The sequence below is a fragment of the Streptomyces sp. ISL-96 genome, from assembly GCF_018614035.1.
In the GTDB taxonomy this organism is placed as follows: Bacteria; Actinomycetota; Actinomycetes; order Streptomycetales; family Streptomycetaceae; genus Streptomyces.
This window is the reverse complement of sequence record NZ_JAGGPA010000074.1, coordinates 39,697-55,669: the sequence shown is the minus strand read 5'-3', so window position 1 is coordinate 55,669 and position 15,973 is coordinate 39,697. Positions and strand designations below refer to the sequence as shown.

The 15,973-nt window shown below is 66.6% G+C and carries 13 protein-coding genes; 8 read left to right on the top strand and 5 right to left on the bottom strand.

Annotation, left to right across the window (positions count from 1 at the left end; all coding sequences use genetic code 11):
- Window positions 1-38 precede the first annotated feature (38 nt).
- The 3 genes from J7E96_RS33435 (at window position 39) to J7E96_RS33425 (ending at window position 4,994) form a co-directional block, all read left to right on the top strand.
- Window positions 39-1,340: an LCP family protein gene (locus J7E96_RS33435; protein WP_215137048.1), complete on the top strand. Its 1,302-nt coding sequence runs from the start codon at window positions 39-41 to the stop codon at window positions 1,338-1,340.
- A 217-nt stretch (window positions 1,341-1,557) separates the two neighbouring features.
- Window positions 1,558-3,303 (top strand): LCP family protein, encoded by a 1,746-nt coding sequence (locus tag J7E96_RS33430; RefSeq protein ID WP_215137046.1) that lies wholly within the window; start codon window positions 1,558-1,560, stop codon window positions 3,301-3,303.
- A 50-nt stretch (window positions 3,304-3,353) separates the two neighbouring features.
- Window positions 3,354-4,994, top strand: coding sequence for an LCP family protein (locus J7E96_RS33425; protein ID WP_215137044.1), 1,641 nt, complete (start codon window positions 3,354-3,356; stop codon window positions 4,992-4,994).
- Window positions 4,995-5,050: 56 nt separating this feature from the next.
- Here the strand turns inward: J7E96_RS33425 and J7E96_RS33420 are convergent, their stop codons facing one another.
- Entirely contained in the window at window positions 5,051-6,067 is a 1,017-nt protein-coding gene (locus J7E96_RS33420; RefSeq protein WP_215137042.1) for a glycosyltransferase family 2 protein, read from the bottom strand.
- A 191-nt stretch (window positions 6,068-6,258) separates the two neighbouring features.
- Here J7E96_RS33420 and J7E96_RS33415 point away from each other — a divergent pair, with 191 nt between their 5' ends.
- Window positions 6,259-7,620, top strand: a complete 1,362-nt coding sequence (locus J7E96_RS33415; protein ID WP_215137099.1) for an LCP family protein — start codon at window positions 6,259-6,261, stop codon at window positions 7,618-7,620.
- Between the two features lie 18 nt (window positions 7,621-7,638).
- Here J7E96_RS33415 and J7E96_RS33410 read toward each other — a convergent pair whose 3' ends face one another.
- On the bottom strand, window positions 7,639-8,193 hold the full coding sequence (locus J7E96_RS33410) for an acyl-CoA thioesterase (protein ID WP_215137040.1): 555 nt from the start codon (window positions 8,191-8,193) through the stop codon (window positions 7,639-7,641).
- A gap of 108 nt (window positions 8,194-8,301) precedes the next feature.
- Between J7E96_RS33410 and J7E96_RS33405 the strand changes: the two genes are divergently transcribed.
- Window positions 8,302-9,558, top strand: coding sequence for an LCP family protein (locus J7E96_RS33405; RefSeq protein WP_215137038.1), 1,257 nt, complete (start codon window positions 8,302-8,304; stop codon window positions 9,556-9,558).
- Window positions 9,559-9,564: 6 nt separating this feature from the next.
- Here J7E96_RS33405 and J7E96_RS33400 read toward each other — a convergent pair whose 3' ends face one another.
- The 3 genes from J7E96_RS33400 to J7E96_RS33390 form a co-directional block, all read right to left on the bottom strand.
- Entirely contained in the window at window positions 9,565-10,740 is a 1,176-nt protein-coding gene (locus J7E96_RS33400; protein ID WP_215137036.1) for an amidinotransferase, read from the bottom strand.
- Window positions 10,741-11,214: 474 nt separating this feature from the next.
- Window positions 11,215-12,225, bottom strand: coding sequence for an IS481 family transposase (locus J7E96_RS33395; RefSeq protein ID WP_215137034.1), 1,011 nt, complete (start codon window positions 12,223-12,225; stop codon window positions 11,215-11,217).
- Window positions 12,222-13,400: a Cmx/CmrA family chloramphenicol efflux MFS transporter gene (locus J7E96_RS33390; protein ID WP_215137032.1), complete on the bottom strand. Its 1,179-nt coding sequence runs from the start codon at window positions 13,398-13,400 to the stop codon at window positions 12,222-12,224. The genes J7E96_RS33395 and J7E96_RS33390 overlap by 4 nt, the downstream gene beginning before the upstream one ends.
- Window positions 13,401-13,777: 377 nt before the next feature.
- Between J7E96_RS33390 and J7E96_RS33385 the strand changes: the two genes are divergently transcribed.
- The 3 genes from J7E96_RS33385 to J7E96_RS33375 are packed head-to-tail and all read left to right on the top strand — an operon-like array spanning window position 13,778 to window position 15,310.
- Window positions 13,778-13,975 (top strand): hypothetical protein, encoded by a 198-nt coding sequence (locus J7E96_RS33385; protein WP_215137030.1) that lies wholly within the window; start codon window positions 13,778-13,780, stop codon window positions 13,973-13,975.
- A complete protein-coding gene (locus J7E96_RS33380; RefSeq protein ID WP_215137028.1) occupies window positions 13,965-14,483 on the top strand; it encodes a DUF6879 family protein in 519 nt (172 codons plus the stop codon). Before J7E96_RS33385 ends, J7E96_RS33380 begins: the two co-directional genes overlap by 11 nt.
- Window positions 14,459-15,310 (top strand): helix-turn-helix transcriptional regulator, encoded by an 852-nt coding sequence (locus J7E96_RS33375; protein ID WP_215137026.1) that lies wholly within the window; start codon window positions 14,459-14,461, stop codon window positions 15,308-15,310. Before J7E96_RS33380 ends, J7E96_RS33375 begins: the two co-directional genes overlap by 25 nt.
- The last annotated feature ends 663 nt before the right edge of the window (window positions 15,311-15,973 follow it).

Sequence of the window (15,973 nt, the reverse complement as noted above, 5' to 3'; positions counted from 1 at the left end):
CGACCGGCGGCCACAGCGCGCCGCCGACTCCGTGAAGGATGGACGCAGACGTGACCGACAGTGCTGGCACGCCCTCCGGACCGGACACCCCGGCCGAGGAGGACGAGGCGAAGGACCTGGCTGCCACGGAAGGTGCGGATGGCGAGGATCTGAGCGCGGAGGGTGCGGGTGAGGGTTCGGGTTCGGGTTCGGGGGAAGGTGGCGACGCCAACGGACATCCGCGCTGGCTTCGTTGGACCGCCCTCGGCGCCTCCTTCGCGCTCCTCCTCGCCGCCGGTGTCGGCTGGTGGCTCTACCGGAAGCTCGACGGCAACATCACCACGGACACCAGCGCCGCCGCCGAGCTCGAAGAGTACGAGAAAGAGCGCCCCACACCCATCGCGCGGCACGCCCAGAACATCCTGCTCATCGGGTCCGACACCCGCTCCGGCAAGGGCAACAGCAAGTACGGGCCCGACAAGGGCACCCAGCGCTCCGACACGACGATCCTGCTGCACCTGGCCGGGGACCGTAAGAGCGCGACAGCCGTCTCGCTGCCGCGCGACCTGATGGTGGACATCCCCAGCTGCCGGAAGCCCGACGGCACGCGCACGAACGAGCAATCCACCCAGTTCAACTCGGCGTTCGAGCTCGGCGGTACGGCGTGCACCATCCGTACGGTCGAGCGGCTCACCGGCGTCCGGGTGAACCACCACATGGTCATCGACTTCGCGGGCTTCAAGGGGATGGTCGACGCGGTGAACGGCGTCGAGATCTGCCTCAAGGAGCCGATCGACGACGAGGACGCCCTGCTCCGGCTGGACAAGGGCCGCCAGAAGCTGAACGGTGAGCAGGCCCTCGGCTTCGTACGGGCCCGCAAGACCATCGGCGACGGCAGCGACACCGAACGCATGGAACGCCAGCAGCGATTCCTCGGCGCGCTGGTGAACAAGGTGCAGAGCAACGGCGTACTGCTCAATCCGACCAGGCTCTACCCGGTGCTGGACGCGGCGACGAAGTCCCTCACGACCGATGCCGGGCTCGACTCGCTCAAGGACCTGTACAACCTGGTGCGCGGCATGCGGAACATCCCCACCGACCAGGTGCAGTTCATGACGGTGCCCCGTCAGCCTTACGCTCAGGACCCGAACCGGGACGAGCTCGTGGAGCCGGACGCCAGCCGTCTGTTCAAGCAGCTGCGCGAGGACGCGCCCGTTTCCGTCGTACCGGCGGGCTCCGAGAAGCCGGACAAGGAAGACAAATCCCCGGCCGACGAGAAGCCCGACGACACGGGATCGGCGAGCCCGGCCCCGACGCCGACTTTCACCGGCAGCAATGCGGCCACCGACGAGTGCGAGTAAAGCGATAGCCAAAGCCTGACCAGCAACAGAACGGATTGGGCGGATTGCCCAGTTGTAAGGCCAGTGGAATTTGTCACGGACGTCGCCCCACGCTGAACTGGGCAGATAGTGTGACGCGATCCGGTGCTTCCGGCCCTGAGGTCGCACTGCTGGAACGAACGCCAGAGGGCCTGGGGGAGGCGCCTCATGTGGCACCCGACGGAGGACTCAAGCAACCGTGGATGCGCAAAACCGTGGGCGGGCGGAAGAAATCGACCCCGCAGACCAGTGGGTCCTCAACCCGGACACCGGTCATTACGAATTGCGACTGGACCACTCCGCTGGGCGATCGCCGGCGGCGGCCCCTCCCCGGAGGACTTCGTCGAGAACGAACACCCGTGAGCGGGCCGCCGGCCCCCGGCGCGAAGTCCCCGTCCAGCGCAGCCGACGTGCCTCGAACGGCTCCCGGAGCGCGGGCATCTCGCGCGATTCCGGCAGCGGCGACGGCGGCGCGCCGCAGGCCGGCCGCCGAAAGCGCAAGGCGAAGAAGTCCGGCAAGAAGAAGGCGCTGCTGTGGACCGGCGGCGTCATGGGCTTCGTGCTCGTCGGCGTCTCGGTCGGCGCGTACGTCGTGTACGACCGCCTCAACGGGAACATCGACTCGGTGGACGTCGGTGACGCGGCCAACGGTGCCTCGACGGACGGGCCGATGAACATCCTGATCATCGGCACCGACAAGCGCACCGGCGCGGGCAACGAAGGCTACGGGGACAGGAAGAACTCGACCGGCCACGCCGACACGACCTTCCTCTTCCATGTCTCGGCAGACCGCACGAACGCGACCGCTCTGAGCATCCCCCGCGACCTGAAGACCGACATCCCCGACTGCCCCACCAAGCATGCGGACGGCACGGAGACGGTCATCCCGGGGACGCCGTACACGAGGTTCAACGAGAGCTTCGGCGTGGGCGGCCGGGATCCGGGCTGCACCATGCGCACGGTCAAGCAGATCACCGGTCTCCCGATCAACCACTTCATGATGGCCGACTTCAACGCGGTCAAGACGCTGACCACCGCGATCGGCGGCGTGGACGTCTGTCTTACCGAGCCCATCAAGGACACCAAGTACTCGCAGCTCAACCTGTCGGCCGGTGACCACCGCATCCAGGGCGAGGAGGCGCTCGCGTTCGTCAGGAACCGGCACGGTCTCGGCAACGAGAGCGACCTCGACCGGATCAAGATGCAGCAGCAGTTCATCGCCTCGATGATCCGCAAGATGAAGGAAGACACCCTCGGCAATCCGAAGAGGATGCTCGACCTCGCGGACGCGGCCACCAAGGCGCTCACGGTGAACAAGGAGATCGAGGACCTCCCGAAGCTGAAGGCCCTCGCCGAGGAACTCGGCCGGATCAACATCAAGAACATCGCCTTCACGACGATCCCCGTGAGAGACAACCCCGCCGAGACGGTCAAGGCGACCGTCGTTCTGGACCCCGTCAAGGCCCCGCAGGTGTTCAACGCCCTGCAGAATGACGTCTCCTTCACCGACGTGAAGAAGAGGGAGAAGGCCGCCAAGAGCAAGCAGGCCGCACTGCTCAAGGGCCCCAGGTCCGAAGCGTCCGAGGTTCGTGTCGACGTCTACAACGGCAGCGACACAGCCGGAGCCGCGCAGGCGACCCTCAACTGGCTCCAGCTCGAGCAGGGCGTGCTCAAGTCCACGAACAAGAGCAATGCCCCGGAGAAGATCGCTAAGACTAGGCTTGAGTACGCACCGAACCAGGCCGACCAGGCGCGCAAGCTCGCGGATCTGATGGGCCTGCCCGCCGCGGCGCTCAAGAAGGGCAGCGCGGACGCAGGGGAGATGGAGCCGATGGTCCTGACTCTCGGCGCCGACTTCAAGGGCGAAGGGGTGCCCATCAGCGGTCCGGTGAAGCCGCCCGAGGTGGAGAAGGTCCAAGCAGACCAGAAGATCTGCGCCAAGTGAAACCGGGTCACCGGATGATGCGGCGCGCCTGAACAACAGGGGGGCCAGGGGTGGGACAGAACACCGTGCGTGAGGCGCGGACGCGGGGAGGCGTCCGGGCCGCCGACGGAAGAGGCTGGGACGACAGCCTGCACGAGGGCGACGCCGCCGGGCCGCCCCGGCGGCGCGGCGGCCCACATCCGCGCGGCAGACGCGGTAAGCGGCGGGTACTGCGCTGGGTCGCCTCCGTGCTGTCCCTGCTGATACTCGGCACGGCCGGCGCCGGATACCTCTACTACCGCCACCTCAACGGCAACCTGAAGAAGGAAGAACTCAACCTCGGCGACAAGCCGATGGTCGATCACAAGGTCAACGCCGCGGGCCAGACCCCGCTGAACATTCTGCTCATCGGCTCCGACGCGCGTAACTCCGACGCGAACAAGCGGCTCGGGGGCGCCAAGAAGACCTTCGACGGCCCGCCGCTCGCCGACGTACAGATGCTGCTCCACGTCTCCGCCGACCGCAGCAACATCTCAGTGATCAGCATGCCGCGCGACACGCTCCTGAAGATGCCCAAGTGCACCGACCCGGAAACCGGCGAGGTCCACCCGGCGACGACGAATCTGCGCATGACCAACGCGAGTCTCCAACGCGGCGGTCCGGGCTGCACGGTCGCGACCTGGTACCAGCTGACCGGCATCACCATCGACCACTTCATGATGATCGACTTCTCGGGTGTCGTCTCCATGGCGGACGCCATCGGTGGCGTCCCGGTCTGTGTCACGGACAACGTCCGCTCGCGCAACAGCAAGGGCGAGGGCTCGGGCCTGGAGCTCAAGAAGGGCGAGACGTACATCAAGGGCGAGCAGGCCCTCCAGTGGCTGCGCACCCGCTACGGCTTCGAGGACGGCACCGACCTCGCCCGTACGCACGCCCAGCACATGTACATGAATTCGATGGTCCGCGAGCTGAAGAAGAACACCAAGCTCAGCGACCCGAACAAGCTGCGCAAGCTGGCCGAGGCCGCCACCCGGGCGCTCACCGTCGACGACCGGCTCGACACCGTCAAGAAGCTGTACGACCTCGGCGAGGAACTCAAGAAGGTCCCGACGGCCCGGATCACCATGACCACCATGCCGTCGGTGCCCTCGGCGGACAACAACCGGGTCCTTCCCAAGCCGGGCGAAGCCGAACTGCTCTTCAAGATGGTCGGCGAGGACACGCCGCTGGACGGGAAGGCCTCGAAGAAGCAGAAGCCGAAGGTCTCCAAGGACCCGGCCGCGCCGGACGCGGAGATCGGCGTGATGGTGCAGAACGGCACCTACACGGACGCCCTCGGGGCGGCGACGGGACGTGCGCGCGAGGTCACCGGCGTACTCACGGGGAAGGGCTTCACCCAGGCCCGGGCCGACACGCAGCGCAACCCGCAGGAGCGCACCACGGTCTACTTCCCGAGCGTCGACCTGGAGGGTGACGCCCAGGCGGTTGCCAAGTCCCTCGGCCTGCCGCTGAGTTCGGCGAAGCGGTCCACCGACGTCTCAGGCGTCACTCTTGTCGTGGGCGCGGACTGGCGGAGCGGCAGCACTTACCCCAAGTCCGCGGCGAAGGACGACAAGGACAAGGACGAAGCTCTCAAGTCCGCCCGGGCCCTGAACGGCGCCAAGGCCGACGCCTGCATGGAAGTGCAGCCCGGCTTCACCTGGTCCGACTGACTCGGGCGACCACCGCCGCGAAGGTCAAGTCCCCTGCCCAAGCAGGGGACTTGAGGTCATACGGTCGTCGTACGGACCGCCGGGCGGCGGCTCGCGATGACCTTCTTCGCGAGCGAGCGCGGGCTGGTCAGGAAGCCGAAGCCCCACGACATGTGCATGGTGGCCAGGGCGACCGGGATCTGCGCCCGTGCCTTGAGCGACAGGCCCTTGCCCGCCGGGACCGAGCCCGCCACGATCGCGGCCAGGTAGCCGGCCGGGACCACGAAGCCCCACGGCGTGAGCGCGGCGCCGACGACGATGCCCGCCGCGATCGCGCAGACGGCGGTCGGCGGTGCGAGGTAGCGGAGGTTGATGGATCCCGCGTGGTAGCGGGCGACTACGTGGCGCCAGCGGCCGTAGTCCTTGTACTGCTTGGCCAGGGCCTTGACGGAGGGCCTCGGGCGGTACTGGACCTTGAGCTCGGGCGAGAACCAGATCAGGCCGCCGGCCTCACGGATCCGGAAGTTCAGCTCCCAGTCCTGGGCGCGGATGAACTCCTCGTTGTACCCGCCCTGCTGTTCGAGGGCCTCACGGCGGAAGACACCCAGGTATACGGTCTCCGCCGGTGCGGCCTCGCCGCCCGTGTGGAACGCCGCGTTGCCGACGCCTATCTTCGAGGTCATCGCGGCCGCGACCGCGTCCTCCCAGGCGTTCTCGCCCTCGGCGTGCATGATGCCGCCGACATTCTGCGCGCCGGTCTCCTCCAGGAGGCGGACGGCGGTCGCGATGTAGTTCGGCGAGAGCATCCCGTGGCCGTCGACCCGCACCACGATGGGGTGCCGGGAGGCCTTGATGGCCGCGTTCAGCGCTGCGGGGGTACGGCCCGTGGGGTTCGGGACGGTATGGATACGAGGGTCTTCCCGTACCAGCTCGGCGGCGATCTCCTCGGTCCGGTCCGAGGACGGGCCGATCGCGATCACCACCTCCATCTCGCCGTCGTACTCCTGCTCCAGGATGTGACGGACCGAGTTGCGCAGATGCCGCTCCTCGTTGAGGACCGGCATGATCACGGAGACTGCGGGTGTGGCGTTCATATCGGGGGTCACGTTACCGCGAACGGGGGACACGGACGCACGGCGGCCGCGTCGCTGCCCAGGTCGTTGATCGTATGGGCCTACGTTGCTGCTGATCCCCCCTTGCCTTCGCGGAGGTGTCCCACGTGCCCAAGTCGCCCCGTCCACAGCCGGGCCGCAGTCGAAGGCAGGACGAGCGCCCGCAGTGGTCGATGCGGCTGTTCACCACGATCTCGGTCCTTGTGCTGTGCGCCGGTGGCATCGGTCACGCGGTGGTCACCGGGATGGAAACGGGCATCGAGCGGGTCGATCCGTTCAAGGACATGAAGAACCGTCCGGCGGCCGGCGACGGCACGAACATCCTGCTCGTCGGCACCGACCGGCGCGGCAAGATCACGCCGGAGGAGAAGCGGAAGTACCGGCTGGGCGGCGAACCCTGCCACTGCACCGACACGATCATGGTGGTGCACCTCTCCGCCGACAAGGAGCGCGCCAGCATCGTGAGCCTGCCGCGCGACAGCTACGCGGAGGTGCCCGAGCACACCGACCATTCCACGGGCAAGCGCCACAGCGCGCACCCGGCGAAGATCAACGCGGCGTACGCGGAAGGCGGCCCCGGGCTCACGGTGCGGACCGTGGAGCACATGACGAAGGTGAAGATCGACCACTATATGGAGGTCGACTTCACCAGCTTCATGAAGACGGTGGACGTGATCGGCGGGGTGGAAATCTGCACGGTCCGCCCGCTCAAGGACAACTACACCGGCCTCGACCTGCCCGTCGGCACCCACCGGCTGAACGGCGGCCAGGCCCTCCAGTACGTCCGCTCCCGCCACATCGACGGAGCCGCCGACTTCGGCCGCATGCAGCGCCAGCAGCGCTTCCTCGCCGCCTTCATCGCCAAGGCCGGCACCAGCGGCGTCCTGCTCAACCCGGTGAAGTTCCGGCAGGTGACGTCCACGCTGCTCAGCTCGGTCCGCGCGGACAAGGGCTTCGGTACGGAGGAGATCCTCGCCCTGGGGCAGGCGATGCGCGGGTTCACCCCCGCGTCGTCGGAGTTCACGTCCGTACCGATCGCCGGGGTCAATCCGCCGATCGAGGGCATCGGCTCGACCGTGAAGTGGGACGAGGCGAAGTCCAAGAAGCTGTTCCAGAACCTGCGGGACGACAAGCCGCTCGCGCCGCCGCGCCCCAAGAAGAGAGCGACGCTGGTCGACGTGGCGCCGCAGCAGGTCTCCGTACAGGTCTACAACGGGACGCTGACCCGGGGACTGGGCAAGCGCGTGGACGACGCGCTGCGGTCCACCGGCTTCAAGACCACCCGCTCCCCCGAGGACGCGGACCGCAACGATGTGCGGCGCACCCTAGTCACGTACGACCCGCGCTGGGACCGCTCGGCGAAGTCGCTCCAGGCGGCGCTGCCGGGGTGCGAGCTGCGGGCGGTGGAGGGGCAGGGGGCGCTGCTGAAGGTGCTGGCGGGTACGGATTTCAAGGGTGTACGGGCGGTACGGGCGGACGATCCGTACCAGGGTGAGTTCGGCACGGTCACCGGCGACCAGGTCGTATGCCCGTAGGGCCTTTGCCGGACCGCGTCAGTTCTCCAGGTCCAGGCCCTCGGCGGCGCGCTTGTCCCGCAGCTCCTTGATCGCGCGGCGCCGCGCGAGGCGGTGCGTGCGGCGGATCTGGGCCTCCTGGTAGCGGCGCCGGTCCCGCTCCGTCTCGGGTACGACCGGGGGGACGCGGCGGGGCTTGCCGTCCGCGTCGACGGCGGCGAACACGAGGTAGGCGCTGCCGACCTGGGTGGCCGGGGTCGACTCGTTCCAGCGTTCGGCCAGGACGCGTACGCCGACCTCCATCGAGGACCGGCCCGTCCAGTTGACCTGGGCTTTCACATGGACCAGGTCCCCGACCCTGACCGGCTCCAGGAAGACCATCTCGTCCATGGAGGCGGTGACGGCCGGCCCGCCGGAGTGGCGGCCCGCGACGGCGCCCGCCGCGTCGTCCACCAGCTTCATGATCACGCCGCCGTGCACCGTGCCGAGGAGGTTGGTGTCGCTGCCCGTCATGATGTGGCTGAGCGTGGTGCGGGAGGCTGCGGTGGGCTTGCCCGGAATGTCATCTTCCGGGTGCAGGGGCTGATCTGTCATGCCCTCCACCTTATGCGCGGGCCGCATTGCATCAGCTCTGCAACAGCCCTGCCCCGATTTCCTACCCGCCCTGTAAGGCGCCCCCCTCTTACCTGCACACTGTTCGGCATGAGCGACTGGCCGGACGGATGGAACGACCGCAGCGACCCGCACGGACGCGGCAGCGGCGGCGCGCAGCCCGAGGGCGCGCGGGTGATGAGGCACGTGCAGCGCGGCCAGGTCCCGCCGCCTGCCGCCCCGGTGCCTCCGGTGCACCGCCCGGTGCCGTCGCAGCCGCAGGGTTACGACGACGGCTACGGTCAGGGCTCCCACGGTGACGGATACAACACCGGCCAGGTCTACAGCGGTGGCGGCCGGCCGCCGCGCGGGCCGCGCGTCGGCCCGGCGCCGGACTGGAGACGCCGTATCAAGCTCGGATCACTGACGCTGGTCGTCGTGCTCCTCGCCGTCTCCATCGGTACGTACTTCTGGGCGGACGGCAAGCTCAAGCGCGAGGTCGACCTGGCGAAGGTCATCGAGCGGCCCGAGGCCGGTGACGGCACGAACTACCTGATCGTCGGCTCCGACAGCCGCGAGGGCATGACGGCCGACGACAAGAAGAAGCTGCACACCGGGTCGGCCGAGGGCAAGCGGACCGACTCGATGATGATCCTGCACGACGGCTCCAACGGCCCGACCCTCATCTCGCTGCCGCGCGACTCGGACGTGGAGATCCCGTCCTTCGTCGGATCGGAGTCCGGCAAGACGTTCCCGGCCCAGGGACGGCGCGTGAAGCTGAACGCGGCGTACGCCGAGGACGGTCCCGAGCTGCTGGTCCGTACCGTCGAGCACAACACCAACCTCCGCATCGACCACTACGTCGAGATCGGCTTCGCCGGCTTCGCCAACATCGTGGACGCGATCGGCGGGGTGGAGATGGACATCCCGAAGGCGTTCAAGGACGCGAAGTCGGGTGCCGACTTCCAGGCCGGAAAGCAGACCCTCAACGGCGAGCAGTCCCTGGCCTTCGTCCGTACCCGCTACGCCTTCGCGGGCAGCGACCTGGACCGTACGAAGAACCAGCAGAAGTTCCTGGCGGCCCTGGCAAGCCAGACGGCGACGCCGGGCACGGTCCTGAACCCGTTCAAGCTCTACCCGACCATGGGCGCCGGCCTGGACACGCTCATCGTCGACAAGGACATGAGCCTGTGGTCCCTGAGCCAGATGTTCTTCGCGATGAAGGGCGTCACGGGCGGCGACGGTACGTCGATGAACATCCCGATCTCGGGCAGCAGCGGCGGCAACCTGGTCTGGGACAAGGCGAAGGTCGCGCAGCTCGTGCAGCAGCTCAAGAACGACGAAAAGGTCACGGTCAAGGGCAACTGACGATTGTCAGTCGAAATACGATTCGAGCGTGCCGCGACGCCGCGTATCGAGTGTCGCGCAGTGGAATGAGCCACCGAACGGCGCGTAGTGCAGCAGGTCGGACGGGATCGGCTCGAATCCCCATTTTTCGAGGGCGCGCAGCATGTTGGTGTGGTGCCGCTCCGCGATCACCCGTTTTTCGTCGATCATCAGAATGTTCATGCTGAGCCACTTGCCGCACATCGAGGTGATCTTGAGCAGGCGCTCGTCGATCGGGTTGGGCTCGGGGGCGATCAGGATGTCCCACGAGCGCAGGACGTCGGGCAGGCGGTCGACGTCGATGTATTCAGGATTGACGAGCACCTTGCCGGGCGAGAGCACGAGGAACGTCGTGTCGATGTGCATGGGCGTGCGGCAGCGGCTCTCGATCTCGTGGATGCGATAACCGGGTCCGAGATGGCGGCGCAACCAGTCGATCCCCATTTGATTGGTGACGTTGCTGCGCGTAACGAACAGGTCGCGTCCCGCGCGCACGAAATCCGCCGCGTCGAACACCGGCTCGAACTCGGTGAGGATGTACCGCATGGGTTCGCCGGCTTCGGGGATACGGAAATCCGCCTCGAAGAGTTCGTCGGTGAGCTGCGGCCTCGGCGCCGCCGTCCAGCGCGCGCCGCGCCGGAAGTAATCCTTGAGGATTCCGCGATAGGAATGGGTCTCGAAATATCGGCACGGCCATGCCATGGGGGTCTCGATGATCTCGTCACCGATCACGAGCATGCTGTCACGCGGACAGGTATTGCAAAAACCGCGTGACGACCAGTCGGGCGTGGCGAAGCGTTGCTTGTGGTCGACCGCGTCCGGGCGCCTGACCGTGATGCCGAGGGATTCCAGGAGAGCGATGAACTGATCGAGCTCAAGCTGCGCCTGCTCGATCAGAATGCGCGGATATTTGAAACCGGCGGCCAGCCCCTGCAACCGCGCGGCCCATGGCGGGATGTTGCAGGCCACGACCGGATGGTTGGTAGGGATCGTCGCGCCGTCGAGACGCCCGACGATGATCTCCTCCAGCGGGTCCCACTCGTTGTGTGAATTCACCGGAGAAACGAGAGGTTCCGCGGCAGCGTTCGCGGTCGAGGCCGCATCATTGTCTGCCGCGTTGTCTGCCGCCGCCGTCAGAATGCCGGGCCTCTGCGCTGCCGCCATGCTCAACCACTTCCGATTGCAGAAGTCAGTAATTCACCATATCCAGCCGGCCCGCTCCGGGGCTCACACCTCGATGCCGTCGCGGAAGCCGCGAGGACGGCAGCTGTACGGCGGTCATGCCGGTCCTCACCTCTCCACTGGGTCAGGCTCCTGATCTACCCACCCGGTCGCCGGGGGACGCAGGGCGCGGGGCCGAATCACCCGATCCGGCGACCGGGTCGCCGAGCACCCCGCGGACAGCGAAGAACGCCCCTGCCGTTTCCCGGCAGAGGCGTTCTTCACTTGCGTTCTACGGGAGGTTGCGGGCCATGACGATCCGCTGGACCTGGTTCGTGCCCTCGTAGATCTGAGTGGTCTACAGCTCTAATGGTCTCTACCTGCACGGATGCCCTCTGACGGGGGCCTCCCCCAGGATTCCCCCATGATCATCAGTCTCCGCGCCCCTGCCCAGGCTCTGCTGGTCCTCGGCCGAGTCTAGGTGTTGCTGGCCATGACGTTGGTGACGCTTGTGGGGAGGCGTGAGGCTGGAGGACGGTTCCCGGCGGTGGTGTGAGGTCGGTGGTAGTTGTAGTGGACGTTCCAGACCGCGATCGCCCGGGTTCGTTCTGCTTCGGAGCTCCAGGTACGGGCGTAGAGCAGCTCTTCAGCGAGGATGCGCTGGTAACGCTCAACCTTGCCGTTGTGCCGGGGCGTGTAGGGCTTGGTCCGCTGGTGGCGGAGAGCCCCCGAGGTGACGGAGCGCACGAAGACTGCGGCGCGGTAGTTGGCGCCGTTGTCGGTGACCACACGCACAATTCGGTGGATGCCGTGGGCGGCGAAGAACGCGCGGGCGCGGCTGAAGAACGCCACGGTGGTGGCGGCCTTCTCATCGGGAAGGGGCTCGGTATAGGCCAGGCGGGAGAACCCGTCGACGGCGGAGTGCAGGTAGACGTACCCGCCCTTGGCGCCGGCGGTCTTGGCGCGCTGGGCGGTCCTGGCCTGTTCGGAGTCGCGGCCGTGGGCCCGCCACCCGCCGCCGTCGGGGATGCGTCCGGCCTTCTTGACGTCCAGGTGGACCATGTGGCCTGGGTAGCGGGCCACAATCCGTTGTGACGGGCGCCGGTTGATGGACCCATCGGGGTCGAGGAACCGGCGGTGGTTGATGCCCAGGCGGGCCAGCCACCGGCCCACGGTGCGTTCACTGATTTGCACGCCCTGGTTCGCGAGTTCGAGCGCGATCCTGCGGGCGGACCACTTGTTGTCCCGCCGCAGCTGCTCAATCCGTTCGACAACCTCGGGTGAGGTCTGGGTCGGTGAGGAGTGCGGCACGCTGGAGCGGTCCTGCAACCCGGCCTCGCCGTACGTGTCGTATCGGTTTTTCCACTTGGACAGGCAGGCGCGGGAGACGCCGGCTTCGGCTGCCACGTGGGCGATCGGACGGCTGCGGCAGCGCTCCACGAGCCTTCGGCGTCCCTCGATGTTCAAGGGAGCGTTCGCATGTGTCACTGGAGCACCTCGGCGCTTCGGCCGACCGCGACCACCGCGCGGAGGGGGAACGCGATGAGCAGCGCGGCAGCGACCAGGAGCCCGCTCGCCCACAGCGGTCCGAGGTCCCCGGCCTCGGTACTGAGGGTGGTCGCGGCGACGAGGGGGCCGGCGGCGGCGCCGATGTTGAGTGCCGCGGTCGCATACGAGCCGGCCATGGTGGGGGCTTCCGCTGCCTCGTAGAGGACCCGCGTGATCAGTGTGCTGCCCAGTGCGAACGACAGCGTGCCCTGCACGAACACGAGGGTGCACAGGGCGAACGGTTTGTCGGCCAGTACCGCCAGGGCCGGCCAGCCGACGAGCAGCAGCGGACCACCGACTGCGATGACCGGACCGGGACGCTGGTCGGCCAGTCGGCCGGCGACGGTGACGCCGACGAAGGAACCGGCACCGAAGAGCACCAGAACGGCAGAGATCCACAGCTCGCCCAGCCCGGCAGTGCCGGTCACAACGGGGGCGAGGAAGGTGAAGCTTGCGAATGTTGCCGCGTTCACCAGCGCGCCGAGCAGCATCACCAGGACCAACCGCGGCCTTGTGAGCAGGGCGAGTTCCACTCGCAAGGCCGGCCCGCCAGTCGCCTCTTCCTTCACACGTCCCGCTGGGATGCCCTTGAGGATTCCGAGAGCCGCAGGCAGACAGAGAGCAGCGACAGCCCAGAATGTGGCCCGCCAGCCGAGTGCCGTGCCGAGTACCGAACCGCCAGGGACACCGGCGATCGTGGCCACCGTCGTACCCGACAGGAGCACGGCCAGCGCACGTCCCTTCTTGGCGGGCGCCACCAGCGCGGCGGCAGCCGTCAGAGCGACGGCAAGGAACCCCGCGTTCGCGAGCGCGGCAACGACCCGGGTAACGACCAGGACAGGGAAGCTCGTGGTGACGGCGCCCACAGCGTGAGCTGCCGCGAAAGCAAGGATGAATCCGAGAAGGCTGGAGCGCCTGGGCCAGTTGCGGGCAAGCGCGGCCACAAAGGGGGCGCCGACGACCATGCCGATCGCGAAGGCCGAGGTGAGCATGCCTGCTGTCCCGACTGTGACGTCGAAATCTGAGGCGATGTCCGGCAACAGGCCGGCGAGCATGAACTCCGAGGTGCCCATGGCGAAGACCGCCACGGCAAGCAGGTACAGCGGGAGAGGCATCGAAGGCTCCGAGGTGAGGAGAAGCACGAGAAGGTCATCTCGTCACCGCGGCCAGCCCCACGGGCACACTCGTCCCACCACAGAATGCGGCGCAACGACAGGGCTACAAGCTCAGGGCTTCAGGGGGCTGACGGCGTGACCGAAAGCCCCCACCTTGTCTGACTCAGGACTCGACATGGCTCGCACGGTACCCGACTGATACCCGTCGAGGCACCTTCGTTTCAACGGCATTGACCTGTGTCACCGACGTCATGTCCCGCAACATCTAGGAGGCTTGCCCGGTTTCCTGTCTTGGAATCTCGAACCCCTTGCGTGTCAGGGCAGTTGGTCGGAAGCATCGACCAGGACATGACGGAGCAGGCCAGGGAGGGAACCCCGTGAAGGTCACCAAGCTTGTGAGCACCTGCGACCTCAAGGATTGCCCGACGATCTACGCGACCGACAGGGGCACGCTGCTAGTGCAGGGGGAGACTCCTGCCGACCACGGCCTTCAGATTCCCGCACACGAAACCGTGGTCGAGATTCCGGAGCAGTTGCTTTTCGATCTCATTCGGAAGGGTCTCCGTGGCGCCTAAGAACCTGGGCGAGCTCTTCGAAACCTTCGAGCGAGAGGCATTCCGGCTAGAGACGCTGGACGATTACAGCAAGTCGGGAAATGTGCACGCCTACCGGGCGTTCCTCGCCGGGGAGCCTCAACCGGCCGACTACAACGAAGCCTGGGTGTCAGAACTCCGTTCCCACACCAGCAATGGCAAGCGCGTCTATCGCGTGCATATCCTCTCTCGGCCTCTCACTCCGTATCTGCGATTCGAACTCGGATGGGGCTACCAGAAGAACGCGACAGGCGGTGAAGAATTCTTCATCCTCGACACCACCGAGAGTCCGAACCCCCTCCAAGGGGTTCCGGACTTCTGGCAATTCGACAACACCGCCACGGGTGTCATGAGCTACACAGAAGACGGTTCTTTCCTCGGAGCCGAAGTGCTCCCCGACGAGCGGGCAGGAGAGTTCCGCGCCTACCGGGATACGGCTATGGCTCACGCCGTGCCGTTCACCGAATGGTGGGCGAAGTACGGCGAGTGAACAGAGGGGAGCTAGGGGCCGCACTGCGGGCGCTTCGGCAGGCATCCGGGAAGGAAGCAAAGGCCGTCGCCCGCAGTGCTGTCATGTCCGCAAGCAAGCTAAGCAAAATTGAAACGGCGAAGGTCGCTCCGTCCGTCACGGACGTTGAGCGCATCCTTACAGCCATCGGAGTATCCGATGAGGTCAAGACCGAATATCTAGAAGCGGTCAGAGCAGCGGCAACGGAGACAACGGCTTGGCGCCTCATTCGTCGTTTGGGCGTGCACAAAGCCCAGCAACAGACGAGAGCACTAGAGGCTCAGATGACGTTGCTGCGGCTCTTCCAGCCGGCATTGATCCCTGGCCTGCTACAGACCCCCGAATACATCCGGTCGATTCTCTCGCGGCACGACCTGGGCGAGGACGTGCTTAACCGCACTATCAGTGCCCGTATAGAGCGCCAACAGGCTCTCTACGACTCGACCAAGGAACTCCACTTCGTCATCACTGAGCCTGTACTACGGTGGCGCATCGTGTCATCCACCAAGATGGCAGAACAGGTAGACAGGCTCGTCTCTCTTTCGCGGCTGCCCAACATCGACATTCGCATCGTGCCCTTGTCGGCGCGACAGCAGGACATAGCGAATCACGCGTTCGTCATCCGGGATGACAGGATGGTCAGCGTTGAGACGGTTCACGCGGAAGTCGTGGTAACCGACCCCAGAGACGTTGCGCTGTACGTCCACAAGTTCGAGAGGTTCGCCTCCATGGCGCTTTCTGGTGATGCCATGCGTTCCATGCTCGAAGGCATCCGGAACGAGTTGTTGCATGAACAGGAAACCGGCTAGAGGTAGCCACGCCTCCGGCGGATCATTGCTTGCCACAGGAACCCGAGTCGGGGAGGCAATCAGCAATGAGCGCGACAAAGACGACGATGGGAGATCCCGTCCACCTGTCGCTTCCCGCCGACCCCCCGCAACCGGCCAGGGGATGCCGGGTGTGTGCGGCGCTGGATAAGCAGCGCGCGGAGGCACGGGAGCGTGGGGATTTCTCGGCGGCGAGCGATGCGAATATCGAACTGACCGCTCACCCGACGACGGGGAGCCACCGCCGCACGGGGCGTAAGTGATGGGTGCCATTCGAGCCGCGTACCGGCACGTCCTGCACCGGATCATTCAACACCCGGACACGGATGTTACCTACGAAGCGCAGTGCCTTAGTTGTGCCTGGGAGGCGTCGCCCTCCACGGACACGGCGGCGGTTGATGTGGAATGCATGAGCCACACGGCCCGGAGTAATCACCGGTCGTTCCGCCGAGTCTGCACGTCGTTCGCCTTTGTCGTGCGCGACGAATCCCGCGAAGCACGGTGAGGCGCTTCCTCGGCCGTATGGCTTGGCTGTCCTTCATTTTCTTGGTCGCCGCATCCTGCGGCACGATCATCACGCTTGCCGCGACCGGCAAGCTTTAAGGGGGCAACTAGCTATGTCTGTGCAAGAGTTGCTGAACTTGG

What these genes read in the sequence shown, in the direction of transcription:
- J7E96_RS33435 (WP_215137048.1), top strand. Translation starts at nt 39, where the DNA reads ATGGACGCAGACGTGACCGACAGTGCTGGCACGCCCTCCGGACCGGAC.
- J7E96_RS33420 (WP_215137042.1), bottom strand. Translation starts at nt 6,067, where the DNA reads ATGAACGCCACACCCGCAGTCTCCGTGATCATGCCGGTCCTCAACGAG.
- J7E96_RS33415 (WP_215137099.1), top strand. Translation starts at nt 6,259, where the DNA reads ATGCGGCTGTTCACCACGATCTCGGTCCTTGTGCTGTGCGCCGGTGGC.
- J7E96_RS33410 (WP_215137040.1), bottom strand. Translation starts at nt 8,193, where the DNA reads ATGACAGATCAGCCCCTGCACCCGGAAGATGACATTCCGGGCAAGCCC.
- J7E96_RS33405 (WP_215137038.1), top strand. Translation starts at nt 8,302, where the DNA reads ATGAGCGACTGGCCGGACGGATGGAACGACCGCAGCGACCCGCACGGA.
- J7E96_RS33400 (WP_215137036.1), bottom strand. Translation starts at nt 10,740, where the DNA reads ATGGCGGCAGCGCAGAGGCCCGGCATTCTGACGGCGGCGGCAGACAAC.
- J7E96_RS33390 (WP_215137032.1), bottom strand. Translation starts at nt 13,400, where the DNA reads ATGCCTCTCCCGCTGTACCTGCTTGCCGTGGCGGTCTTCGCCATGGGC.
- J7E96_RS33375 (WP_215137026.1), top strand. Translation starts at nt 14,459, where the DNA reads ATGGTGGGCGAAGTACGGCGAGTGAACAGAGGGGAGCTAGGGGCCGCA.